The sequence below is a fragment of the Streptomyces sp. NPDC051913 genome, from assembly GCF_044593635.1.
Taxonomy (GTDB): domain Bacteria; phylum Actinomycetota; class Actinomycetes; order Streptomycetales; family Streptomycetaceae; genus Streptomyces.
Window position 1 is genome coordinate 80,029 of the sequence record NZ_JBIUCI010000005.1, and the last position, 23,822, is coordinate 103,850.

Annotated in this window: 20 protein-coding genes; 15 read left to right on the top strand and 5 right to left on the bottom strand. The window is 72.4% G+C overall.

Going from position 1 to position 23,822, the window contains the following annotated elements:
• Nucleotide 1 precedes the first annotated feature (1 nt).
• Both ACIHIX_RS16400 and ACIHIX_RS16405 read right to left on the bottom strand, forming a co-directional pair.
• Nucleotides 2-859, bottom strand: coding sequence for an SMP-30/gluconolactonase/LRE family protein (locus ACIHIX_RS16400; protein WP_399955803.1), 858 nt, complete (start codon nucleotides 857-859; stop codon nucleotides 2-4).
• Nucleotides 856-1,629, bottom strand: coding sequence for an IclR family transcriptional regulator (locus ACIHIX_RS16405; RefSeq protein WP_399955806.1), 774 nt, complete (start codon nucleotides 1,627-1,629; stop codon nucleotides 856-858). Before ACIHIX_RS16405 ends, ACIHIX_RS16400 begins: the two co-directional genes overlap by 4 nt.
• Nucleotides 1,630-1,838: 209 nt before the next feature.
• On the opposite strand from ACIHIX_RS16405, the gene ACIHIX_RS16410 reads away from it, so the two are divergent.
• A complete protein-coding gene (locus ACIHIX_RS16410) occupies nucleotides 1,839-3,899 on the top strand; it encodes a TerD family protein (RefSeq protein ID WP_399955809.1) in 2,061 nt (686 codons plus the stop codon).
• Nucleotides 3,900-3,930: 31 nt separating this feature from the next.
• Complete coding sequence (locus ACIHIX_RS16415) at nucleotides 3,931-5,277, top strand: TerD family protein (RefSeq protein ID WP_399955812.1); 1,347 nt, start codon at nucleotides 3,931-3,933, stop codon at nucleotides 5,275-5,277.
• A gap of 42 nt (nucleotides 5,278-5,319) precedes the next feature.
• Here ACIHIX_RS16415 and ACIHIX_RS16420 read toward each other — a convergent pair whose 3' ends face one another.
• Both ACIHIX_RS16420 and ACIHIX_RS16425 read right to left on the bottom strand, forming a co-directional pair.
• Nucleotides 5,320-6,561 carry a helix-turn-helix domain-containing protein gene (locus ACIHIX_RS16420; protein ID WP_399955815.1) on the bottom strand — a complete coding sequence of 414 codons (1,242 nt, stop codon included), beginning with the start codon at nucleotides 6,559-6,561 and terminating at the stop codon, nucleotides 5,320-5,322.
• A 3-nt stretch (nucleotides 6,562-6,564) separates the two neighbouring features.
• Nucleotides 6,565-6,717: a hypothetical protein gene (locus ACIHIX_RS16425; protein WP_165951142.1), complete on the bottom strand. Its 153-nt coding sequence runs from the start codon at nucleotides 6,715-6,717 to the stop codon at nucleotides 6,565-6,567.
• Nucleotides 6,718-6,899: 182 nt separating this feature from the next.
• Between ACIHIX_RS16425 and ACIHIX_RS16430 the strand changes: the two genes are divergently transcribed.
• From ACIHIX_RS16430 to ACIHIX_RS16475, 10 genes are all read left to right on the top strand, one after another.
• A complete protein-coding gene (locus tag ACIHIX_RS16430) occupies nucleotides 6,900-7,877 on the top strand; it encodes a DUF3068 domain-containing protein (RefSeq protein ID WP_399955819.1) in 978 nt (325 codons plus the stop codon).
• Nucleotides 7,878-8,076: 199 nt separating this feature from the next.
• Nucleotides 8,077-9,228, top strand: coding sequence for a glycosyltransferase family 4 protein (locus tag ACIHIX_RS16435; RefSeq protein WP_399955822.1), 1,152 nt, complete (start codon nucleotides 8,077-8,079; stop codon nucleotides 9,226-9,228).
• A gap of 56 nt (nucleotides 9,229-9,284) precedes the next feature.
• Entirely contained in the window at nucleotides 9,285-10,010 is a 726-nt protein-coding gene (locus ACIHIX_RS16440; protein ID WP_399955825.1) for a class I SAM-dependent methyltransferase, read from the top strand.
• The gene (locus ACIHIX_RS16445; protein ID WP_399955828.1) at nucleotides 10,007-14,191 is read left to right on the top strand and encodes an alpha-(1->3)-arabinofuranosyltransferase family protein; all 4,185 of its coding nucleotides are present in this window, start codon (nucleotides 10,007-10,009) and stop codon (nucleotides 14,189-14,191) included. The genes ACIHIX_RS16440 and ACIHIX_RS16445 overlap by 4 nt, the downstream gene beginning before the upstream one ends.
• Nucleotides 14,188-15,546: a condensation protein gene (locus ACIHIX_RS16450; RefSeq protein WP_399955831.1), complete on the top strand. Its 1,359-nt coding sequence runs from the start codon at nucleotides 14,188-14,190 to the stop codon at nucleotides 15,544-15,546. The genes ACIHIX_RS16445 and ACIHIX_RS16450 overlap by 4 nt, the downstream gene beginning before the upstream one ends.
• On the top strand, nucleotides 15,543-16,286 hold the full coding sequence (locus ACIHIX_RS16455; protein WP_399955834.1) for a methyltransferase domain-containing protein: 744 nt from the start codon (nucleotides 15,543-15,545) through the stop codon (nucleotides 16,284-16,286). Before ACIHIX_RS16450 ends, ACIHIX_RS16455 begins: the two co-directional genes overlap by 4 nt.
• 24 nt (nucleotides 16,287-16,310) lie before the next feature.
• Nucleotides 16,311-17,222, top strand: coding sequence for a hypothetical protein (locus ACIHIX_RS16460; protein WP_399957273.1), 912 nt, complete (start codon nucleotides 16,311-16,313; stop codon nucleotides 17,220-17,222).
• The gene (locus ACIHIX_RS16465; protein ID WP_399955837.1) at nucleotides 17,219-17,437 is read left to right on the top strand and encodes a Trm112 family protein; all 219 of its coding nucleotides are present in this window, start codon (nucleotides 17,219-17,221) and stop codon (nucleotides 17,435-17,437) included. Before ACIHIX_RS16460 ends, ACIHIX_RS16465 begins: the two co-directional genes overlap by 4 nt.
• Complete coding sequence (locus ACIHIX_RS16470; protein ID WP_399955840.1) at nucleotides 17,434-18,264, top strand: FkbM family methyltransferase; 831 nt, start codon at nucleotides 17,434-17,436, stop codon at nucleotides 18,262-18,264. The genes ACIHIX_RS16465 and ACIHIX_RS16470 overlap by 4 nt, the downstream gene beginning before the upstream one ends.
• Nucleotides 18,221-18,811, top strand: coding sequence for a hypothetical protein (locus ACIHIX_RS16475; RefSeq protein ID WP_399955843.1), 591 nt, complete (start codon nucleotides 18,221-18,223; stop codon nucleotides 18,809-18,811). The genes ACIHIX_RS16470 and ACIHIX_RS16475 overlap by 44 nt, the downstream gene beginning before the upstream one ends.
• Before the next feature lie 12 nt (nucleotides 18,812-18,823).
• Here ACIHIX_RS16475 and ACIHIX_RS16480 read toward each other — a convergent pair whose 3' ends face one another.
• Nucleotides 18,824-19,699, bottom strand: coding sequence for a RimK family alpha-L-glutamate ligase (locus ACIHIX_RS16480; RefSeq protein WP_399955846.1), 876 nt, complete (start codon nucleotides 19,697-19,699; stop codon nucleotides 18,824-18,826).
• Between the two features lie 126 nt (nucleotides 19,700-19,825).
• Between ACIHIX_RS16480 and ACIHIX_RS16485 the strand changes: the two genes are divergently transcribed.
• The 3 genes from ACIHIX_RS16485 to ACIHIX_RS16495 all read left to right on the top strand — a co-directional run bounded on the left by ACIHIX_RS16485 (nucleotide 19,826) and on the right by ACIHIX_RS16495 (nucleotide 23,757).
• Entirely contained in the window at nucleotides 19,826-20,860 is a 1,035-nt protein-coding gene (locus ACIHIX_RS16485) for a MerR family transcriptional regulator (RefSeq protein ID WP_399955849.1), read from the top strand.
• A 94-nt stretch (nucleotides 20,861-20,954) separates the two neighbouring features.
• Nucleotides 20,955-22,439, top strand: coding sequence for an acyl-CoA synthetase (locus ACIHIX_RS16490; protein ID WP_399955853.1), 1,485 nt, complete (start codon nucleotides 20,955-20,957; stop codon nucleotides 22,437-22,439).
• The gene (locus ACIHIX_RS16495; protein WP_399955856.1) at nucleotides 22,432-23,757 is read left to right on the top strand and encodes a carboxyl transferase domain-containing protein; all 1,326 of its coding nucleotides are present in this window, start codon (nucleotides 22,432-22,434) and stop codon (nucleotides 23,755-23,757) included. Before ACIHIX_RS16490 ends, ACIHIX_RS16495 begins: the two co-directional genes overlap by 8 nt.
• Nucleotides 23,758-23,822: the final 65 nt, after the last annotated feature.

A 23,822-nucleotide genomic window follows, 5' to 3' on the forward strand; every position in this document is an offset into this window, starting at 1 on the left:
GTCAACCGGCGAAAGACGGTTGCTCCAGGCCTTTCCCTGCGCCCGGCACCACCAGGAGCGAGCCCGCCACCGGATGGGGACTCTCCAGCCCCACCCTGGCCGTCGTGATGTACAGGTCCGTCAGGTCCGTGCCGCCGAACGCGCACGCCGTGACCCTCGGCGTCGGCAGGGTGACGACGCGGTCCAAGGCGCCCGACGGCGTGTAACGGCGTACCGCTCCCCCGTCCCACAGGGCCACCCATACGCAGCCGTCCGCGTCGATCGTGAGGCCGTCGGGGAAGCCGGCGCCGTCCTCGATCTCCACGAAGGGGCGCCGGCCCGACACCCGGCCTGCCTCATGGTCGAAGACGTCGACGCGGCGGGTCGGGGAGTCGATGTAGTACATGAGGCGGCCGTCGGGGCTCCAGCCGGTGCCGTTGCTGACCGCGACGTCGTCGAGGACCGTTTCCGCCGTGCCGTCGGCCGTGAAGCGGGACAGGGTGCCGCCGCCGGGGGCCTCGTCGTAGCGCATGGTGCCGGCCCAGAGGGAGCCGTCGGGGGCGATCGCCGCGTCGTTGGCGCGGCGGCCCGGCACCGGCTCGTGGTGGAGCCAGCGGAAGGTGTCGTCCGGGTCCAGGAGGGCGACGCCGTCCCGGAGGTTCAGCACCAGGCCGCCGCCCGCGCGTGGCTTCGCGGCGCCGACGTGCTGGTCGGTGACGCGGACCGAGCTGCGGCCCGTCGCCGGGTCGTAGCTGTGCAGGCGGGCGCCGAGGATGTCCAGCCAGAGCAGCCGGCCGGTCGCCGGGTCCCAGGTCGGGCCCTCGCCGAGGGTCGCCTCGGCGCGGACGGCGACCTCGTACTCGTACGTCTTCGAGGTCATCCCACGCTCCGGTGGCCCAGGCGCTCGGACAGCTCGACGGCGCCCTTGGCGGCGAGCTGCTCCAGCTCCTCGCGGCGGTCCTCGCTCCAGCGGATCATCGGCACCGAGATCGACAGCGCGGCGACGACCCGGCCGGTGCGGTCGCGGACCGGGGCGGCCACGCAGGAGACGTCCGGGTTGGACTCGCGGCGCTCCACGGCGACACCCCGGTCACGGATCTCGGCGAGGGCCTCGCGCAGGGCGGCCGGGTCGGTGATGCTGTTCGGAGTCATCGCGGCCAGGCCGGCGTCGTCCGGGATACGGGAGCTGAGCTCCGGCTCGGGCAGCGAGGCCAGCAGCATCTTGCCGACGGAGGTGCAGTGGGCGGGCAGCCGGCGGCCGGCGGCGGACACCATGCGCACCGCGTGCGTGGAGTCGACCTTCGCGATGTAGATGACGTCGGTGCCCTCCAGGATGGCCACGTGGACGGTCTCGTCGCAGGTCTCGGCGACCGAGCGGGCGACCTGCTGGCCCTCGGCGGCGAGGTCGAGCTGCTCGGCGTAGCGGCTGCCGAGCTGGTACGGACGTACGCCGAGCCGGTAGCGTCCCGGCTGACCCTGGACCGGGACGATGTACGACCGCGCGGCGAGCGTGGTCACCAGCTCATGCACGGTGGTGCGCGGCAGCTGGAGCTTGCGCACTATGTCGGGGGCGGAGAGCGTGCCGTCCCCGTCGAGGAAGAGCTCGAGGATGTCGAGCGCCCGGGTCACGGCAGGTACGAGACGTCCCACGTCCGGTCCCCTCCCTTGGTGCCTGTAAGGCTGTGTTCGAAATTTCAACAGCCGATCGGAATGACGAACACAGGTTACTCAACACCAGTTTGACCGGGCAATGGTCCTACGCGTGCGAGCTGCCAGTACTACTGTGTCCGTGTGTGACACGTCACATTGCGTGGCGGGTCTTGGGGGATGCGGTTCCTGGGGGGAATCTCGTGCGCGAAATGACCAAGGGGTCCAATGCCGCCCTGTCGGCGCTGAGTGAGAACACCGGTTCGGTGATCGTCAGCCTGGGCTGGAGCAGCCCGGCGGGTGACGGCGACGCCGATGTGTCCGTCTTACTCCTGGGGCCGGACGGCAAGGTTCGCAGCGACGCGGACTTCTACTTCTACAACAACCCGGTGGCCGCCGACGGAAGCGTGCACCTGCTCGACAAGACGCCCACCGAGGACGGCAACGAGGACCGGATCAGCTTCGACCTGACCGTGGTGCCGCCCGAGGTCGACCGTGTAGTCGTCGCCGCGAGCCGCTACGGCGACGCGCACTTCGGGGAACTCGACGACCTGCGGGTGACCCTGTCCGACGCGGTGGGCGAGAACCTCCTCCGCTTCGCCATCGGCGACCCCGACAAGGTGAGCGCGATCATCTTCGGCGAGCTGTACCGCCGCGGTGGGGAGTGGAAGTTCCGAGCCGTCGGCCAGGGTTACGCATCGGGGCTGGCGGGCCTCGCGACGGACTTCGGGGTCGACATCGACGACGAGGCGGAGGCCACCGACGAGGATGCGGGCGGTACGGCGCCCGCGGCGACGCCGGAGCCGACCGGGAACGGCGAGCCGGCCGGTCCTCCCTCGGACGCGGCCCCCGCGCCGGATCCGGCCGAGACCCTGAACGCCGTACCGGCTCCCCGCCGCGCCACCGACGAGGCCAGGCCGCGCAAACCGGCCGCCCGGCCGCGCACCGCCAAGAAGCGGGCGGCCCCGCCCAGCGCGCCGCAGAAGTCCCTGGGGGAGAACGACTCCTGGCGTCCGGCCAGGCTCTTTCCGCTCTCCGCGCTCAAGAGCGACCGGGACCGGGAGATGCGCGCCACCTCGGTGCTGTTGTCGGTGATGACCCAGGTACCGCGGTTCGGCCGACGGCTCACCGCCGCGTTCGGCGCGCCGTCCGGCCGTATGGAGACCTTCACCGAGGTCTCCCTGCCGCACGGCGACACACCCCGGCGGCCCGACGGAGTGATCCGCATCGAGCGGGCCGGCAAGTTGTGGACGGCGCTCGTCGAGACCAAGACGAACGGCAACGCCCTCAAGGCCGACCAGGTGCAGGCCTACATGGACATCGCCGCCCGGCGCGGCTACGAAGCGGTGATCACGCTGTCGAACGACGTCGCGCTGGAGGGCACCCCGCTGGTCGACGTCAGGATCGACCGGCGGCGCAAGCACCAGGTGGCGCTCTGGCATCTGTCCTGGGCCGAGGTGGCCCATCAGGCACAGCTGCTGATCCGGCACGAGGGGGTCGGCAACGCGGCGCGCACCTGGCTGCTCCAGGAACTGCTGCACTATCTCCAGCACGAGAACTCCGGTTGCCACGGCTTCCAGAACATGGGCTCCGCCTGGGTGCCGGTACGCAACGGCATCAACGACGAGACCCTCTGCCAGGGCGACCCACGGGCCCTCGAAGTCGTCGAGAGCTGGGAGCGGCTCATCCGCCAGGTGTGCCTCAGGCTCGGTGGCGAACTGGGCCAGAAAGTGCTGCCCGCGCAACGCGTCAGGCGCGGCACCGACCATGGCACCCGCCGGATCCAGCTGGCCGACCAGCTGTGCCTGGAGGGGCGGTTGCAGGCACAGCTGCGTGTCGACGAGGCGCCCGGCCTGCTCACCGTCGGTGCCGATCTGCGGACCGGCAGACTGCGCACGTCCATCGAGATCCCGGCGCCCGAGCAGGGCTATCCCCTGAGTTGGGTCAAACGGCTCGTCCGTCGCCTCGCCGAGGCACCGGCGGATCTGCATGTCGAGTCCCTGGTCGAGGGTGACGCCCTGGGTCCGCGCGGCACCCTGGAAAGGCTCCGCCCGGAACCCGCGGACCTGCTCCCCAAGAACGGCACGCAGATCACCGGTTTCCGGCTGTCCCTCCTGAAGGGCATGGGCAGCACCCGCGGCAACGCCGAGTCCGGCTTCATCCGCAGCGTGGACGACGCCGTGCACCGCTTCTACACGAGCGTGGTGGTCCACCTGGACGGGCCGGTCCCTCGGCGCACCCCCTTGCCTTCCAGGTCCGATGTGACAAGGTGACGTCACATCTACGGGGTGGGGGGTAGTAGCTGTGCCTGAACTTCTCAAGGGCGGCAACACCGGGGTCGGGGCGGGGCCGCTGACCGTCGAACTGCACTCCGCGGGCGACCCGGTGGACCTCAGCGCCCTGCTGGTCGGCGTGGACGGCAGGGTCAGGTCCGATGCCGACCTCGTCTTCTACAACCAGCCCACCGCCGAGTCCGGCGCGGTCCGCCACCTCACCGCGGACGCCGCCGCCCCCGAGCGGATCGCCGTGGATCCGGGGGCGCTGCCCGCGGACGTGGAGCGGGTGGTGCTGGTCGCGAGCTGCGACCCGGACGACACGCGTCGCACGTTCCGGGAAGTCGGGGGCGTCACCGTCCAGGCCGCGCAGGACGGGTCCGAGCCCGTCGTCTTCCGGCAGCCGCCGCTCGTCGACGGTGAGCGGGCCGTCCTGCTGGTCGAGCTGTACCGGCGGGGCGAGGGCTGGAAGCTGCGGGCCATCGGGCAGGGGTACGCGGAGGGGCTGGCGGGGCTGGCGACGGACTTCGGGATCGATGTGTCGGAATCCGAGGCGCCCGCGGAACCGACTCCGGCTCCGGCTCCGACTCCGGCTCCGACTCCGGCTCCGGCTCCGGCTTCGATGACCATGCCTGCCCCGGAGACCGCCCCGGCCCCGGTGCCCGCCGCCGCTCCCACCAGCCTCGTCAAGCCCCCGCTCGGCAAGGTGAGCCTCGACAAGGGCGGCCAGGTCTCGATCAGCCTGGACAAGAAGGATCGCGAACTGGTGGTCACCGTGTCCCTGGAGTGGGACGGCGGCAGCGACCAGCGGCGCCGGCGGGGTGCCGACCTCGATCTGTACGCCCTGTTCGTCCCGGCGTCGAAGGCGCAGCGGGGCGGGTCCGAGGCACCCGGGACGATCGTGAAGACCGGCCTCGCGAAGCAGATGCCGCAGAAGGGCGACAAGGGCCCGAAGGCGGACGTCGTCTATTACAAGAACCTCGGCTCGCTCCAGCAGGCGCCCTACATCCAGCTCGACGGCGATTCCAAGGTCCCCGGCCGCGAGACGGTCCGGATCGTCCGCCCGGACCAGCAGGGCTATGTCCTGCTGTGCGCCTACTCAGCCCTCAGCAACGGCTTCGGCTCCTTCAAGAGCTTCGGCGCACAGGTCGTCGTGGACGACGGCCGCGGCTCCAACGTCACCGTCCCGCTCTTCGAGAACACCAAGACCCGCTACTGGGTGGCCATCGCCCTCGTCGACTTCACCTCGGCGGACGGCGCGGCGATCCAGCACATCGAGGCGTACAGCGGCCGCATGACGGAACGCCGCCCGGTCCTGCACCCGGACGGCACGATCGAGATGAACGCGGGTCCGGTGGAGTTCAAGGGCCGCGACTAGGTAGGACGGTCCGGGCCTGCGGCATGATCCGCCGGACACGACCTAGTCGCGGCCGGCCGTTCCCAGCGCCCCCCGCAGCCTCTGCGCCCGCAGCACCAGTTCCAGTTCGAAGCGGCGGTCCGGGTCGTCTATCTCGGCGCCCCAGAGTTCGCGGATCTGGCGTAGGCGGTAGCGGACGGTCTGGGGGTGGACGCCCAGGCGGGTGGCTACTTCGGGGGCACCGCCGCGAGTCTCCAGCCAGGCCAGCAACGTCTCGGCGAGGCGGCGGCCGTGGGTGGGGCCGCAGTGGGCGAGGGGAGCCAGGCAGCGCAGGGCCAGGTCGTCGATGAGTTCCTCCGGTTGCAGAAGGACCAGCGCCTCGGTGTGCTCGGTGCAGTACAGGACCTCGCCGGCCGGCAGCAGTCGGCGTTCCATGAGGCTCACCGCCGCCTCCGCCCAGCGCAGCGACTTCGCCGCGTCGGCGAGCGGGACGGGCGGGCCGATGGCGCCGGCCCAGCCGGTCAGGGCGCGGTGGAGGAGTTCGGGGCGCCCCGCGCAGTCCGGTTCGGGGACGACCATGCGGGGCTGCTCGTACTCCATGTCTAGGAGGACACCCTGGCCGACCGCGGGTGCCATGGCCTCCCGCGCCGGGCGCAGCAGGACGCCGACGGCGACCTTCTCGGGGAGCGTCCAGCCGATCCGGGCGGCGCGCTCGGTGAGCAGGTCGTCGGGGTTGCCGCCGCGCGGGCGTTCCGCCAACAGCAGTTCCATCAGCCCGCGTTGGAGGCGTAGGCGTTCACCGGCCTGGCGGGCCGCCGCCTCCGCGTAGCCGCGGACCGACTGGTCGACGAGGCCGTCCAGGTACTCGTAGCCCGCGTCGACGAGTTCGTACATCGCGGGGGGCGGGATCTCGACGCGCTGGCCGATCTCGGCGAAGCGGCGCCAGGCGAGCCGTACGCCCATGCGGTAGATCGCCTGGAGCGAGTCCAGGCTGCGTCCGCCGAGACCCTCGCCTCGGCCGAACTCCTGGAAGACGCCGGGCGGGACGGTGGGGCGTCCCTCGGCGGTCTCCAGGTGCTGGACGAAGACCTCGATGGCGCGGCGGATGCCGACGAGTGCCATCGGCTCGCCGGACTCGTCGAGGACGACGGGCAGATGGGGGTACTCGCGGCGGATCTCGCGCAGGATCTCGTCGGCGAGCTCGGGCGCCTCGGCCATGGCGATCGCGGCGAACCGGCGCACCTGGAGGCGCGGTACGTCGAGCCAGGCCGAGCGGGAGCTGACGGTTGCCGGGCGGGCCGTCACGGCTCAACTCCCCTGGCCCGCTTGCTCATAGGTGATCAAGGGGGTGTTCGGCTGGTCGGGCGTGGCGTCGAGCAGGGCGACGATGCCGAGCGCGGCACCCACGGCGAGCACGGCGGCGGCCACGACGGTCAACGCGGCGGCAAGCAGTCTGGACATCGCAGGGTCAGCCTCTCAGTGGCCTCAGTGGCTCTCTTCCGGCGGTCCCCACCCCGGCGCGCTCCACCCTGACGGTCCGCCCCAGTGTCGACATGAGATTGACACCTCGTCAAGACGGCTCTACGGTTCCCGGCCCATAGAGCGGCCCGAACTCCGTACCCTCACGCCCCTGGAGTGCCCGGATGCGCCGTACAGCCTCACCACTTTCCCTGATTCTGCTGGGACTCGGCACGTTTCTGCTGGTCCTGGCGCCCCTGCTGGCGTGGTACGTGACCCCGCGGGCCGCCGTGAACCCGATCGACATCGACCAGACCGCCGTCTACAAGGGCACCGGCAGCGTCTTCGACACCGACAAGGTCGAGACCGTGCCCGGCCAGGAGATCACCGTCACCCAGCGGGTGCGCGGCAACGTCGAGGACAGCGAGCGCAGCGGCGACGCGGTCTGGGACGTGACGACGACGGTCGACACCGACAAGTCGCTGCCGGCCTCCGATCCGCATGACGCGCTGGAGTTCGTCCCGCACCGCTGGGTGATGAACCGCGAGACGACCAAGCCGGTCCACTGCTGCGGCGAGAAGCCGTACATCGAGGGCGAGGCGTATCTGAAGTTCCCCTTCGACGTGCAGAAACGCTCGTACCAGTGGTGGGACAACTCCCTCGGTTCGACGGTCGTGCTGACCTACCGGGACACCAAGAAGGTCCAGGGGTACACGGGTTACCGGTTCACCGGCACGGTCGCCCCGGCGAAGGTCGGCACCCGACTGGTGCCGGGCAGCATCGTCGGCCTGAAGAACCAGCCGCAGGTGCTCGCCGAGGAGTGGTACTCCAACCACGGCATCGAACTGGTCGTCGACCAGCGCACCGGCCGGGTGATCTACGCACAGGTCGGCCCGAAGCGCACCCTGCGGGCGCCGGGCGCGAAGAAGGACGCGGTGGTGCTGCTGGACAGCGAGAAGATCGCGTTCACCACGGCGACGCAGAAGGACGCCGTGAAGCAGGCCAAAAGGGACAGCGGGCAGCTGAAGGCGATCGGCGTGACGCTGCCGATCGGGGCGGCCGTGGGCGGCTTCGTCCTGGTGGTGGCCGGTTCCGTTTTGTTGGTACGGGGGAGGCGGCATCCCGGTTCTTCCGATACGCCCGATCCCACGCTCACGATGTGACGTGACGTCAGCTCTAATAAGCCCGGAAATTGTCATCCCGGTGAGTAGCAATGAGGAACGGGTGGGCGAAAACTGTCCACCCCCACCCGAGCACAGTCCGCCCACACCGTCCTCGTAGGAAGCACTCACCTCCCCCACAGGAACACAAAGCACCTCCCCACGCTTCAAGTTCCGCACCCTGAGACGAGTTGGAGCACGCATGCCCCAGCACGTGCCTTCGTCGCTGCGCGCCACGCACACCCCGGCACCGCAGCACCCCTCGGCGCTCCCCCCACCTCCGCGCCGAATCGTTTTCCTCGCCCATCGTGATCTGGGCAACCCGGCCGCCGGGGGCTCCGAGCTCCTGGTCGACCGGCTCGCCGACGGTCTCACCCGGCTCGGTCACCAGGTCACCCTGCTGTGCGGCGGTCCCGCGTCGTACCGCGACTACCGGGTCGTCTCCGCGGGCGGCGAGCTCGGTCACTTTCTGCGCGCCCGCTCGGCCTTCTCCCGCCAGGTCGGCGACTGCGATCTGCTGGTCGAGGTCTGCAACGGGATGCCGTACTTCGCACCTCTGTGGCACCGCGGCCCCACGCTGTGCCTGGTCAACCACGTCCACACCGACCTGTGGAAGATGCGGTTCGGCGGGCCGATGGCCCCCGCGGCGCGGCTCGGCCGAAGACTGGAGCACTGGGCGCTGACCGGTGCGCAGCACCGGAGTCTGCTGGTCGCCGTGTCGCCGTCGACCGCGCACGCGCTGCGGGCGATCGGGGTGGAGCGTGAGCGTATCCGCGTCGTCCACAACGGAGTCGAGGAGCCCGGGCCGCGTGCCGACCGGTCGCCCGAGCCGTTGTTCGTCGCGGTGGGCCGGCTGGTCGAGTACAAGCGGATCGATCTGCTGCTGCGGCTGTGGGAGCGGGTGCGTCCCGTGACCGGCGGGCGGCTGGTCATCGTCGGGGACGGGCCTGAACGGGAGCGGCTGGAGCAACTCGCCGGTCCTGGAGTGGAGTTCACAGGCCATGTCTCCGAGGCCGAGAAGCATCGGCTGCTGTGCGAGGCGTGGCTGTTGATGCATCCGTCGGCGGTCGAGGGGTGGGGGCTGGTCGTGACCGAGGCCGCCACGCGCGAGACGCCGACGATCGCCTTCGACGTGCCCGGACTTCGGGATTCCGTCGTGGACGGGGAGACGGGTGTGCTGGCGCGCGGGGAGTCCTCGTTCGCCGCTGCCTGGTGCACCCTCGCGTTGTCCGGTGAGCGGCGGGAGTTGATGGGCAAGGCGGCTCGGGAACATGCGGCGCGTTTTCGCTGGGAGCGGTCCGTCAGACAGTTCCGGGCTGTTGCTGCGGAGGCGGTGAGGGGCTGGGGGCCGTGAGGCGGCTGCGGGTGCGTCGTGGCTGGTCGCGCAGTTCCCCGCGCCCCTTCAGCGGCATGAAGGACCCCTCGATTCGTAGATCCGTTGCCCTGTTTCGTGCCTTCCTCAGCGAGCAGGACGACCCCGAAGCCTGCTACTCACTCCTCGCCCGCGACTCCGTCAACCAGGTCGAGGCCTACGACGGGCCCGTCACCGGCCGTACCGTCGTCGACGTCGGCGGGGGCAGCGGATGCTTCACCGAGGAGTTCCGGCGGCGCGGCGCCCACGCCTACCTCTTCGAACCCGACGTACGGGAACTCGGCGCCAAGCCGCCCGACGGGGCGGTGATCGCCGACGGCTATCTGCTGCCGCTGTACGACGGGGTCGCGGACGTCACCTTCTCCTCCAACGTCCTTGAGCATGTCGCCGATCCGCAGACCTTCGTCAGTGAGCTGGTGCGGGTGACGCGGCCCGGTGGGCTGATCTATCTGTCGTTCACCAACTGGCTGTCCCCGTGGGGCGGTCATGAGTGGGCGCCCTGGCACTATCTGGGCGCCGAGCGGGCGCGGGCCCGTTATCGGCGCCGTACCGGAAGGGCCGCGAAGCACACCCTCGGCGAGAACCTGTTCGCCGTGCACATCGGCCCGACCCTGCGGCAGGTGCGCGCCCGTGACGACGTCAGGGTCGTCTCGGCGCGCTCCCGCTACTGGCCGTTCCTCGCCGAGACCGTGGTGAAGGCGCCCGGGATCCGTGAGGTGGCCACCTGGAACCTCCTCCTCATCCTCCGGCGGTGCCCACCATGACGACGTCCACGGTCCAGGCCCCTCCTCCGGCCGCCGTTCCCTCCACCGCGCGCAGGTCGGGCCCGCCGGAGGGCCCGCGGTCACGCCGGTGGCTGGTGGGGTTCTGGGCCGTGGTGTTCGTGCTGTTGCTGGTGGTGCATCCGGGGCGGCAGACCTTCGACACCAAACTGGGTGTCACCGTCGACCCGGGTCGGTTCTTCTCGGATCTCGGGCAGCTGTGGCAGGACCAGGGGTCGTTCGGCGGGATCTCCGACCAGTACGCCGGCTATCTGTGGCCGATGCTGCCGTTCTACTGGCTGGCCGACGCCGTACGGCTGCCGGTGTGGCTGGCGGAACGGCTGTGGCTGTCGCTGATCGTGTCGGTGGCCTTCTGGGGCGCGCTGCGGCTCGCGGAGCGGCTGCGGATCGGGAGCGGGGCGTCACGGCTGCTCGCCGCTCTCGCGTACGCGCTCTGGCCGGTCTTCACCGTCGTCATCGGGTCCACCTCGGCCGCCGCCCTGCCCGGCGCCTTTCTGCCCTGGGTACTGCTGCCGCTGATCGACGAGCGGTACAGCGCCCGGGTCGCCGCCGTGCGGTCGGCGCTCGTCATCCCGTTCATGGGCGGGGTGAACGCCGCCGCCACCCTCGCGTCCCTGCTCCCCGTGGGGCTCTATCTGCTCACCCGCCCGTCCGAGCCCCGGCAGAGAAAGCTGCTCGCCTGGTGGGTGCCCGGTGTGATCCTCGCGACCGCCTGGTGGTGGATCCCGCTGCTGCTGCTCGGCGTCTACGGGGAGAACTTCCTGCCGTACGTCGAGAGCGCGCAGACCACCACCGAGACCATGTCGGCGACGGAGGCACTGCGTGGCGGCGGCAACTGGGTCGCGTATCTGCACTTCGGTGAGGCGTGGCTGCCGGCCGGGTGGACGGTCGCGTCCTCGGTGATCGTGATCGTGTGCTCGGCGCTGGCCGCCGGGCTCGGGCTCGCGGGGCTCGCGCGGCGGGACCTGCCGGAGCGGCGCTGGCTGACGCTGACCGTGATCGTGGCCGCGCTGATCCTGCTCGCCGGGTACGGCGGCGGGTTCGGGGCACCCTTCCACGGCGTCGTGCGGGACTGGCTGAACGGGGGGCTCGCGCCGTTCCGGAACATCTACAAGTTCCAGACGGGCCTCGCGCTGGCCCTGATGCTGGGGCTCGCCCATCTCGTCGGGGTCGCCGCCGAGACGCGCGGGGCGCGGCCGGTGCGGGGGCGGCGGTTCGCTCCGCTGGTCGCCGCCGTGCTGATCCTGCCGGGGCTGATGTGGCCGTATCTCAACGGGTCGATCCTGAACCCGGGTTCGTTCCAGGAGATCCCCAAGTACTGGAAGTCGACGGCCACCTGGCTGGAGAAGTACTCCCCCGACTCGCGCGCCCTGGTCGTCCCGGCGACCGCGCACGGCATCTACACCTGGGGCTCGACCATCGACCAGCCGCTGGACGTGGTCGCCAAGTCCCGCTGGGCGCAGCGCGACTACGTCCCCTTCGGCACGGCCGGCAACCGGCGGGCCATGGACGCCGTGGAGGACGCCCTGACGAGCGGGGGCGAGGTCCCCGGGCTCGCCGACTTCCTGGCCCGGTCAGGCATCCGCTACATCGTGGTCCGTAATGACCTCGACCCCGATCAGATCGGCTATGTGCCGACGACGGTCGTCAAGCGGACGCTGGAGCAGTCCGGGTACAAGCGGGTCATCGGCTACGGGCCGATCATGACCGGCGGCCGGATCGTGCACGACGCGCCGCTCGCGGTCGAGGGGCTGTACCCGAGGCAGCGGGCGGTGGAGATCTACATGCCGCCCGACGGCACCACGAACCCGGGGCATGCCGCGCTGCTGCCGGTCGCCGACACCGCCGCCGTCTCCGGCGGCCCCGAGTCGCTGCTGCCGCTGGCGTCCGAACTGCGCGGCCGGGCGACCGTCCTGACCGGCGACAACCACCCCGGGCTCGGCACCCCGCAGCTCCAGATCACCGGCGACGGACTGCGCCGCGCCGACACCCGGTTCGGTCTGGTCAACGCCAACACGTCGTACACGTACACCAGTGGTGAGCGCAACGCGCCCGAAGCCTCCGAGGACGCGGGCGACAAGCCGCACCAGATCCTGCCGACGACCGGCATCGACCACCAGACGGTCGCCCAACTGCGCGGCGCGAGTTCGGTGACGGCGTCCTCGTACGGCAACTGGCTGTTCCATCTCCCGCAGTTCGACCCCGTCAACGCCTTCGACGGCAACCCCGACACCGCGTGGGTGGAGGGCTCGCTGGGCTCGGCGGACGGGCAGTGGCTGCGGATCGGGTTCACGGACGACGCGTACGACATGCCGTCGTCGTTCAAGGTGACGCCGCTGCCGCAGGAGAGCGTGCGCGCGGCGCCGACCGAGGTGCGGGTGGAGACGGAGAACGGCTCGCGGACCAGTTTCCTGCGCCCCGACGGCATGACGCAGTCGGTCAAGGCGCCGCCCGGGCCGACGAGTTGGATGAAGCTGACCATCGTCGACTCGATCGAACGCCGCTCCGGGCTGCTGGGCGCGGGCTTCTCCGAGATCGGCCTCCCCGACGTCCAGGTGACCCGGCTCCTCCGGCTCCCCACCGACGCCGACGACACCGCCGCCGACGCCGACCTGATCTCCCTGCACCGGGCGGCCGACGGCACCGAGGCCGGCCTGCACCGCCGCTTCTCGACGGCCACGGCGGGGACGTACGAGGTGAAGGCGAGCGCGACCACCGTGCCGGGCCCGGAACTCGACCGGCTGCTGTACGAGGTCGCCCCCGACCAGGACAACCGCATCGTCGCCACCGCCGACTCCACGGCCGCCCTCGGCACCGGCCTGTCGGCCCGCAACCTCACCGACGGCGACCTGACCACCGCGTGGATCGCGGGCGACCGCCCCACCATCCACCTCAGCTGGGACGGCAGACAACCGGTGAGTGAGCTGGTCCTGGCCCCCGCCGGAGGCCTCGCCACCCGCCCCACCCAGGTCGACATCAGCTCCCCCGACGGCTCCACGACCGCGGGCGTCGACGAGAACGGCTGGGTCCGCTTCCCGGCCATCACCACCGACCACCTCGACATCACCGTCACCGACACCGCACCGGTCACCCTCTACAACCCGGTCGTCGACGAGAATCTGCGCCTCCCGGTCGGCCTCACCGAGGCCTACATCCCCTCCCTCGACCAGTACCGCACACCCCAGCCCCGCGACACCCGGACGTTCTCCCTGCCGTGCGGCGAGGGACCGGTGGTGTCGGTGGACGGCGAGTTGTACCGGACGAGCGTGAAGGGAACGGTGGCGGACCTGCGGGAGCGCCGACCGGTATCGGTGACGCTCTGCCAGGAGGGGAAGTCCGACGCCGGGTTGGAGCTGTCGGCCGGTGCCCACCGGGTCGAGGGCGGAGACGCCGGGCCGCTGACCCTCACCGACGTGACCCTGACCCGCGGCACGGTCACCGAGCCCACCGCGGCGAGCCGGGAGCTGAGCATACGGGACTGGCTCGGCGACCGCCGCGAGGTGACGGTCGGCTCGGGCGCGGCCATGTACCTGACGACGTACGAGAACTACAACGACGGCTGGAAGGCCACGCTGAACGGCAAGGAGCTGTCGCCGGTACGGCTCGACGGCTGGCAGCAGGGCTGGCGGATCCCGGACGGGGCGGGCGGCACGGTCAAGCTGTCGTACGAGCCGGCGGTGACCTACGACGGCGCGCTCATCGGCAGTGGCATCGCGCTGCTGCTCCTGCTGGGCCTCGCCCTGTGGCGGCGCCGCTCCCCCAACCCGGACGATACGCAGCCGGTGGCCCCGCCGCCGGGCCTGTGGCTGGGCACGGTCGCGCTCACCGTGGTGGGCGTGCTGATCGCCGGCTGGTTCGCCCTGCTGGTCCCGGCGCTGGCGCTGCTCGCGTACCGGCGCCACGCCTGGCTGGTCCCGATCGCGTTCGTGGCCCTCGCGGGGGCGGGGATCGCGGCGGCGACCGGCGCGGGTGAGCCGGTGGCTGCGGGCGAGGGCGCGTTCGGGCGGGTGGCCCAACTGCTGGCGCTGATCGGCCTGTTCGCGGCGGTGGTGAGCGTGCGCGATCCGGACGACGACGGGGAGGCGGGCGAGTCGGAGGCGCCGACGCGGGTGCTGCCCAGGGTCCGAGGGGTCCACGGGGTCGAGGGGGGAGAAAAGGCGTGAGGACCATCCCGTTCCCCGTGGTGGACGAGGTCGCCCGGCACTGCCTCCAGGAGGCGGAGCCGGAGACCGTCCACATCGAGGTCCACCTGCCCGGCCGCCTGGACCCGGCGGGCCTGCGCAAGGCGTTCCACGAGGCCCTCCTGCGCCATCCCCGCATCCTGATGCGGGAGGCGCAGGGGCGCTGGTACCGACGCCGCTACGCGTGGGAACTGACCGAGCGGCCGGACGTGGAGGTCGTGACGTTCCCGGCCCCGGGGAGGGACGCGCTGCGGGACGCGAGGACGCGCGCGCTGACGACGGCCCCACCGCTGACGGATTCACCGCCGGTGCGGTTGGAGGTGGTGGAGCGAGTCGGCCGGGTGGAGGGAAGTGAGGCGACAGATGCCGTCGGCGCCGCCGGCACCGCTGCCGCGGCTGCGGCACCCCGCAAGCTCGGGCGAGCGACCCCCGCCCAGCGGCAAGGCACGGTCCTGTTCCTCACCATCAACCACACCGCCCTCGACGGCCCCGCCTGCCTCCGCGTCCTCGCCACCGCCGCCGAGATCTACAGCGGCAAGGACAACTCCCCCACCGCACCCCCCACCCGCGCCCCCGAACCCCAGCCCGCCCCCACCGACACCCCCTCCAACTGGTCACCCCCCGCCCGGGTGGCCCCCGGCACCCCCGAGCCCTCTCCCGGCAACGGCATGCTCGTCACCGAACTCCCGCTCCCCCACCGCCCCAAGGGCGCCCCCTACACCGTGAACGACCAGCTCATGGTCTCCACGGCCCTGACGATCGCCCACTGGAACAGAGAGCACGGTGCCCGCCCCCGCCCCCTCCGCATCACCATGCCGGTGGACGACCGTCCGCGCGACACGACCATGCCGATCGGCAACGGCACCCGCCTGGTCGAAGTCCCCTTCGCGCCGCACGAGTTGACGACCTCCGACATGGAGGGCCTCCTCGCCCGCACGGCGACCCGCACCCGCGCCCTCAAGTCCCTCCCGCGCCCCCAGCTCGGCCACGGCGCGGCCATCCTCACCGCCCCCGTCACCCCCGTGGCCTGGCGAGCGGCGCTCACCCGCGGCCTGCGCCGGGCCGCCGCCCCCTGGACGTCGACGACCCTCCTCAGCAACATCGGTCGTATCCCCTACCCCCTCGACTTCGGCGAGGACGCGGGCCGCGCGCACGCGGTGTGGTTCTCGGCGCCGGCCAGGATGCCGCGCGGCCTGACCGTCACGACCGCGTCCACGGCCGGCCGGCTGCATCTCGCCCTGCGCTGGTCACGGTCCCTGCTCAGCCACGGCGACGGCGCCCATCTGCGCGACCTGTTCGAGCACTACTTGCACACCACGGACGTGGAGCAGTCATGACCACCGCCCAGAGCGACCGCACCGCCGCCAAGCCCCGTGAACTGCGCGACTTCTACGAGAACCCCGCCGTCCCCGTCGCCTCCGGCACCCCACGCAGCCTCCGCCAGGCCCGCATGCTGGCGGCCGCCCTCCACAAGCGCCCCGCGCAGACGATCCTGGACATCGGCTGCGGCGACGGAACGGCCGCGGCCACCGCCGCGCCCCTCCTCCCCGGCCACCACCTCGTCGGCGTCGACTGGTCCCAGGACGCCCTGCGCCGCGCCCGCACCCGGCTGCCGTACGCCGTGCGCGGTGAACTCACCGGCGGAGGGCTGCCGTTCGGCGCCGAGTCCGTCGACGCCGTGCTGTTCAGCGAGGTGATCGAGCATCTCGTCGACCCGGACGCGGCGCTGGACGAGATCAGCCGGGTGCTGCGCCCGGGCGGCCATCTCCTGCTGTCCACGCCGAACCTGGCCGCCTGGTACAACCGCGCCCTGCTGCTGGCCGGGGTGCAGCCGGTGTTCTCCGAGGTCAGTCTGCGGGCGATCCACGGGCGCCCGGGACATGAGGTCGTGGGGCATCTGCGGCTCTACACCGCGCGTGCCCTGCGCGAGTTCGTCGCCGCGGCCGGCTTCACCGTCGTACGGGTGGAAGGGGCCCCCTTCCACGGCGTACCGCGTCCGCTGCGGCCGCTGGACCGGCTGGCGTGTCACAGACCGTCGCTCGCCTCGATCCTGTTGTTGCACGCGCGAAAGACCTAGGGGGCGTGGACCATGTGGTGGGGAGTGGCGGCGGCCCTGTTGGCGAACACCCTGTACAGCGTCGGTTTCGTCCTGGAGAAACGAGCGCTCACGTCGTTGCCCGAGGTGTCGATCCGGGAACCGGCACGGCTGCTCCGCCTGGTCCTCGGCAGCCCCCTGTGGATCGGCGGTTCGCTCGCACTGGCCGCCGGTTTCGGGGCCCAGCTCGTGGTCTACCGGACGCTGCCGATCGCCGCCGCGCAGGGCATCTTCGTCTCGGGGCTGGTGCTGCTGGTGCTGCTGTCCGCGCGGCTGCTGGGCGAGGAGACGACCGGGCGGGAGCGGTACGCGCTGGGAGCGATCCTCGGGGCGCTGCTGATGGTGGTGCTGTCGCTGGACGAGAGCGCGGACGCGGTGAGCCAGGCGGCGCCGTATCCGCTGATCCTGCTGGTGTGCGTGCCGTCGCTGGCCGCCGGGGTGTGGCTGTACGGGTCGGCGGAGCGCCGCTCCCGGCACCGGCACCGGCTGCCGACGACCGGGGTCGAGTACGGCGTGGCGGTGGGCCTGCTCTACGGCGTGAGCTCGCTGGCCATCAAGGGGGTGTCCACGCGCCTGACCTCAAGTGGGCTCGGGACGGCCGTGGTTGACGTGCTCCGCTCCCCGTATCCGTATCTCCTGCTCTTCACCGGCGCGTTCGGGCTCGTCATGTCGCAGGCCGCGCTCCAGCGGTGCCGTGCCTCGCTGATCGTGCCGGTGTGCACGACGGTGACGTGTCTGTTCACGGCGGTGCTCGGCACGCTGTCGTTCGGCGAGACCCTGCCGCACGACCCGCTGCGCCTCGCACTGCGGCTGGCGGGCACGGTCCTCGCCGTCTCCGTCCTGCTGTCCATGCCCAAGCACGACCCGCAACCCGACCCTCAACCCCCCATCGGTGCCAAGGAGTTGACACCCCCATGAACCCCGACGACCCGCTGCTGCGGATCCTCGCGTGCCCGCTCGACAAGGGCCCGCTGCACCTCGTCGTGCCGGACGAGGCCCTCTACAACCCGCGGCTGCGCCGCCGTTACCCGATCGTGGACGGCATCCCGCAGTTGCTGCCCTCCTCCGGGGAGCAGGTGTCGGACGACGAACACGAGCAATTGCTCAAACGGATGACAGGGACGATGTCGTGACGCTCGCCGCGCGCATCGCCCCGTTGCTGCCCGACCGCCTGGTGGCCGCCGTCGCGCGGGCCGTCTATCCGCGCTTCGAGCCGGAGTTGGCCCGGCTGCCCGAGTTGTGCCCCGAGGGCTGCGGCACGGCCGTGGACGTCGGCGGCTGGTACGGGCCGTGGACGCGCCGTCTCGCGACGCGGGCCGACCGGGTGGTGACCGTGGAGCCGGTGCCGCGGCTGGCCCGGCTGCTCGCGGCGACCGCCCCGCCCAACGTCCGGGTCGTCCAGGCCGCCGCGGCCGAACGCCCCGGCACCGCCCGGCTCTGGCTGCCGCCGGACGACACGGGCGAGCGCGGGGTGTCGTCGCTGGTCCGCCGGGACATCCATCAGCGGGCGCTGTCCGTCGGCTGTGTCACCCTGGACGAACTCGGGCTGAAGGACGTCGGGTTCATGAAGGTCGACGTGGACGGCAGCGAGCTGGCGGTGCTGCGCGGCGCGACCGCCGTCCTGGCCCGCGACCGCCCCGCCCTCTTCGTCGAGCTGGAGTCACGGATCCAGCCGATCGGCCCGGTGGTGACGTATCTGTCGCTGCTCGGCTACGCGGGCTGGGTGCTGCCGGGCGACACCTGGGTGCCGCTGCGCTCCTTCCCCCTGGAGGCCCACCAGGAGGGCGCCTCGTACGTCGTCTCCCACGGCCTGCTGCGCCGGGTGCTGCCGTTCCGGGGCCCGCGGTACGTCAACTCGGCGCTCTTCCTTCCGGACGGCCGCCGTCCCGGCGCCGGCGTCGGCGACCATGGGACACATGCCCTCCGCCAAGCCCCCCGCCAGCCCCTTCGGCCCCGCTGACTTCCAACTGGTCCTGCTGCGCCGCATGGCCGACCACAACCCGGACCTGGTCGAGGACGCCCGCCGGGAACTCGGTGCCTCGCTCGCCGAGATGCGCGAGGCCAACAAGCGCTGGCAGGCCATGCTGCGCTCCCCGCGTGCGCGGGCCGCCGCCTCCCGCTACCGCTCGGTCCTCGGCGCACCCGAGTCGGTGCTCACCCGCAAGGTCGGCGACATGGAGTGCGAGGCGTGGCTGTGGCCGCTGCCCCTCTGGCCGGACCTGCGCTTCGAGGTGCTGCTGGCGCCTACGGGGACGGCGGTGTGGAACGAGTGGCTGGTCCGGACACCGGGGGCGCCCGGCCCTGACCTGCGCACTCTGGAGGACCTCACCCCCTGGTCGTGCACGGTCGACGAGGCGGCCCGGGCCTTCGCACCGGCCCGCCCCCTGGAGGGGACGGCCCCCACCCGGTGGGGGCTGGCGTTCACGGCGCCGGACGCGCAGGGCGTACGCCGTCAGTGCGCGGCGGAGTTCACCTGGGGACTGCTCCAGCGGCTGGCGGTGCGCTGAGCGCCGGTGAGCTCACCGCACAACGGCCGCCCCCAGCACCGCCTCCACCACTCGCGGCAGCGACTCCGGGTGCAGGAACAGGAAAAGGTTCGGCTCGACGAGCTCCAGCTCCATCACCACCGGCTCCCCACCGTCCCCGTCGACCAGGTCCACGCGCGCGTACAGCAGCTCGGGAGCGTCCGGTACGGCGGCCAGGGCGCGCTCGGCGACGTCCAGCTCGGCCGGGGTCGCCGTCCACGCCTCCAGGCCCGGGTGGGCGACCTTGTCCGCGTCGAAGGCGGTACCGGGCGCGAGCACGGCCCGCTTCCGGCTGGCGTGCAGCAGCCGCCCGCCGAAGAACTGGAGGGCCCGCTCCCCGCCGGCGTCGATGCCCCGCATGTACGGCTGGATCATCGCGGTGAACCCCTCGGCGTGCATCCGCTGAAGCTGCCGTACGGCCGTGTCGTGCTGGTCCGCCGTGTATCGCGCGGCATAGCGGGCCCCGGCCCCGGAGGTCGGCTTCACCACGTACTCGTGATCGTCGGGCAGCTCGACGGCGTCACCGGGGGCGAGATACGCCGTGGGCACGGTCGGCACCCCGGCCGCGGCCAGCTCCCCGAGGTACCGCTTGTCGCTGCTCCAGCGCACCACGTCGGCGGGATTGGCGAGCCGGGTCACCTTGCCGACCCGCTCGGTCCACGCCGTGAACTCGGCGGACCGCCAGCTGTAGTCCCAGGTGGACCGGATCAGGACGAGGTCGTACCCGCCCCAGTCGACCTCGGGATCGTCCCAGTACACGGCCTCCGCGTCGGCCCCGGCCGCCCGCAGCGCGTCCACCAGCACGGGCAGATCACGGTCGCGGGAGGGCTCGGGCCGGGGGTCGTAGGTGGCGAGGGCGACACGGGGCACGGGTGGGGTCCCTTCAGCGACGGTTTTCCGAGGTCACGGCAGGCTAACCGGAGAGACCGGAACCGCGGCAACCGGTTTGACCTTCCCCCTTGGTGAAGCTCCACCATCGAGCCGGGGAGGACGAGCATGCTGACGATCGGTGCCTTCGCACGGGCGTGCCGGCTGTCGCCGAAGGCCCTGCGGCTGTACGACGAGCTGGACCTGCTGCGCCCCGCGCGCGTCGACCCGGACACCGGGTACCGCTACTACGCGCCGGAGCAGCTGGAGCAGGCCCGGCTGGTGGCGTGGCTGCGGCGGATCGGGATGCCGCTGGCCCGGGTCCGCGAGGTGTGCGCCCTCACGCCGGACGCCGCCGCCGGGGAGATCCGCGCCTACTGGGACCGGGTGGAGGCGGAGACGGCCCAGCGCCGTGACCTGGCCGCCTTCCTGGTCGACCACCTCACGACGGCCGGGCGGGCGGAGGACACCCCGATGCTGGAACTGCGCTACGCCGCCCACTCGGACCCGGGGCGGGTCCGCCCGCAGAACCAGGACACGGCGTACGCGGGCACCCGTCTGCTCGCGGTCGCGGACGGCTTCGGGCCCGGGGGCGCACCGGTGAGCAGGGCGGCCGTGGAGGCGCTGAAGACGCTGGAGACACGGGAGATCCCGGCGGGAGACGTCCTCGGTCTCCTCCAGGAGACGCTGGAGGAGGCGACGGAGGGGGCGGGGCAGGACTCGGGGACCACCCTCACCGCCCTCCTGTGGACCGGCTCCCGCCTCGCCCTGGTCCACATCGGCGACTCCCGCGCGTATCTCCTGCGCGACGGCGCGCTGTTCCGCATCACACACGACCACACCCTCGTCCAGTTCCTGATCGACGAGGGCCGGCTCACGCCGGAGGAGGCCACGTCCCACCCCCGACGCACCCTGCTTCTGCGGGTGCTCGGCACCGCGGCCCCGGACCTCCGCCTCCGGGACGCGGCCCTGGGCGACCGCTACCTCCTGTGCTCCGACGGCCTGTCGGGCGTGGTCCCCGACGCCCGGATCCGCGCCGCCCTCACCGCGGCGGACTCGCCCGAGGCGGCCGTCCACACGTTGATCGGCGCGGCGAACGAGGCGGGCGGCCCGGACAACGTGAGCTGTGTGGTGGCGGACGTGGTGGGGGCGCGAGGGGTGTGATGCCGGCTCGCCGGGCGCCATCGCGGATCATAGGGGTGCGATGCGAACGAAGGCTTGCACAGCAGCTGGCTCACCAGACGAAGGAGTACGCCGCGTGTCCTCGCTCTTCCCGGCCCTGACAGCAGCCCGGACCACCGACCGGACCTCCGACCGAGCCACCGCCCGCACCGGTGGTCCCGCCCTGCGGTTCGGCGACCGTTCCCTGACGTACGGGGAGCTCGCCGCCGCCACCGGTGCCCTCGCGGAGCGGATCGCCGGGGCGGGCAGAGTGGCCGTCTGGGCGACTCCGGCGCTGGAGACCGCGGTGGCGGTGGTGGCGGCGCTGGAGGCCGGTGTCGCCGCCGTACCGCTCAACCCCAGGTCCGGGGAGAAGGAGCTCGGGCACATCCTGTCCGACAGCGCACCGACGCTGGTCCTGGCCGCACCCGGCGACGAACTCCCGCCCGCGCTGGGCCACTTGGACCGCCTGGACGTCTCGACGCAGCCCACCGCGGCCGGCACCTTCCCGCACCCGGACGTCTCCGCCGAGACCCCGGCCCTCGTCGTCTACACCTCCGGCACCACCGGCCCGCCCAAGGGCGCGGTCATCCCGCGCCGGGCGATCGCCGCCACGCTGGACGCGCTCGCGGACGCCTGGCGGTGGACCGGCGAGGACGTGCTGGTGCACGCGCTGCCCCTGTTCCATGTGCACGGCCTGGTGCTTGGCACCCTGGGCCCGCTGCGGCGCGGCGGCTCGGTGCGCCACCTGGGCCGCTTCTCCACGGAGGGCGTGGCGCGTGAGCTGAACGCCGGTGCGACGATGCTGTTCGGGGTGCCGACGATGTACCACCGGATCGCCCAAGCCCTGCCCGAGGAACCCGAGTTGGCGAAGGCGCTGGCCGGCGCCCGCCTCCTGGTCTCGGGCTCGGCCGCCCTCCCCGTGCACGACCACGAACGCATCACGGCCGCGACCGGCCGCCGGGTGATCGAGCGGTACGGCATGACGGAGACCCTGATGAACACGAGTGTGCGGGCGGACGGGGAGGCGCGCGCGGGCACCGTCGGCGTGCCGCTGCCGGGCGTGGAGCTGCGGCTCGTGGAGGAGGACGGGGCGCCGATCACGTCGTACGACGGCGAGACGGTGGGCGAGATCCAGGTGCGGGGAACGAACCTGTTCACCGAGTACCTCAACCGCCCCGACGCGACGGCCGCCGCCTTCACGTCCGACGGCTGGTTCCGTACGGGAGACATGGCGGTGCGCGATCCCGACGGGTACGTCCGGATCGTCGGCCGCAAGGCCACCGACCTGATCAAGAGCGGGGGTTACAAGATCGGGGCGGGTGAGATCGAGAACGCGCTCCTGGAGCATCCGGGGGTGCGGGAGGCGGCGGTGACCGGCGAGCCGGACGCGGACCTGGGTGAGCGGATCGTCGCCTGGATCGTCCCGACGAACCACCAGTGCCCTCCCTCTCTCGACGAGTTGGCCGACCACGTCGCCAGTCGCCTCGCCCCGCACAAGCGCCCCCGCGTCCTGCACCTCCTGGACGCCCTGCCCCGCAACGACATGGGGAAGATCATGAAGCGGGCCCTGCATGCCTGAGCGCCTCTCCGCCCGCGAGGCCCTGGCCCTGGTGACCGACGACTTCACCGAACTGCCGTACCCGGCGGGGGAACCAGGCCCACCGGACGGCCCGCTCGGCTGGGCGGGTTACGACGACTCGCGTGCCCGCGCCGCCGAGCGCACCGGTGAGGAGGAGTCGGTCGTGTGCGGGACGGGAGACGTCGAGGGCACCCGGGCCGTGCTGATCGCGTTCGAGTTCGGCTTCCTCGGCGGATCACTGGGCGTGCGCACCGGCAACCGGCTGGAGGCGGCGTACCGGTACGCCCGCGAGCACCGCCTCCCCGTGGTCCCGTTGGTCGCGACGGGCGGCAGCCGGATGCAGGAGGGGATGCTCGCGCTGACCCAACTCCAGCGGGTGGCACGCCAGTCGGCGCTCACCCGCGAGGCGGGCCTGCCGCAGATCGCCGTCCTGCGCGACCCCACCACGGGCGGCGGCTGGGCCACCCTCGGCGCGGGTGCCGACGTGACCCTCGCACTGCCCGGCGCCCAGGTCGGTTTCGCGGGCTCCCGGGTCCGCCCGGCGGACGCGGACCCGGCGGCGTACACGGCGGAGGCGCAGGTCGCGGCGGGCGCCGCCGACGCCGTGGTGGAGCCGGGGAGGCTCCGGGAGACGCTGGGCCGCTGGCTGCGGCTGCTGACGCGGCCGAGCCACGATCCGGCGCCGGTACCCGCCCCGCTCGGCACGACGGACCTGCCCGCGACCGGCTGGGAGGCGGTCCGCCGCGCCCGTTCGCCGCGGCGCCCCCGGGCCACGGCCTACCTGGACGCCTACTTCACGTACCGTCTGCCCCTCTCCGGTGACCGGTGCGGCGGCACGGACCCCGGGATGCTCTGCGGCTTCGGCGAGCGGGACGGCCGTACGGTCGCCTACGCGGCGCAGACCGGGACGGCGACCCGCCCGGCGGGCTACCGCACGGCCACCCGGCTGGTCCGGCTGGCGGACCGGCTCGGCATCCCGGTGCTGACGCTGGTGGACACGCCCGGCGCCGCCAATGACGCGGAGGCCGAGCGCCAGGGCGCGGGCGCGGCGATCGCGGACCTGTTCCTGACGGTCGCCGCCGCCCGCACCCCCCTCACCACGCTGCTGATCGGCGAGGGCGGCTCGGGCGGCGCCCTGGCCCTGGCGGCCCCGGGCCACACCTGGGCGACGCCGGACAGCTACTTCTCGGTGATCGCCCCGGAACTGGCGGCGGCGATCCTGAAGCGCCCGGCCACCGAGGTCGAACCGACGGCGAACCAACTCCGCATCCGCCCCCAGGACCTGACGGAGCTGGGCGTCCTTCGCGACGACGGGTAGGCACCCGGGTCCCCACCACTCCTTACCTAACACTTACATAGGACATAAGCCGCAAAAACCCCCAT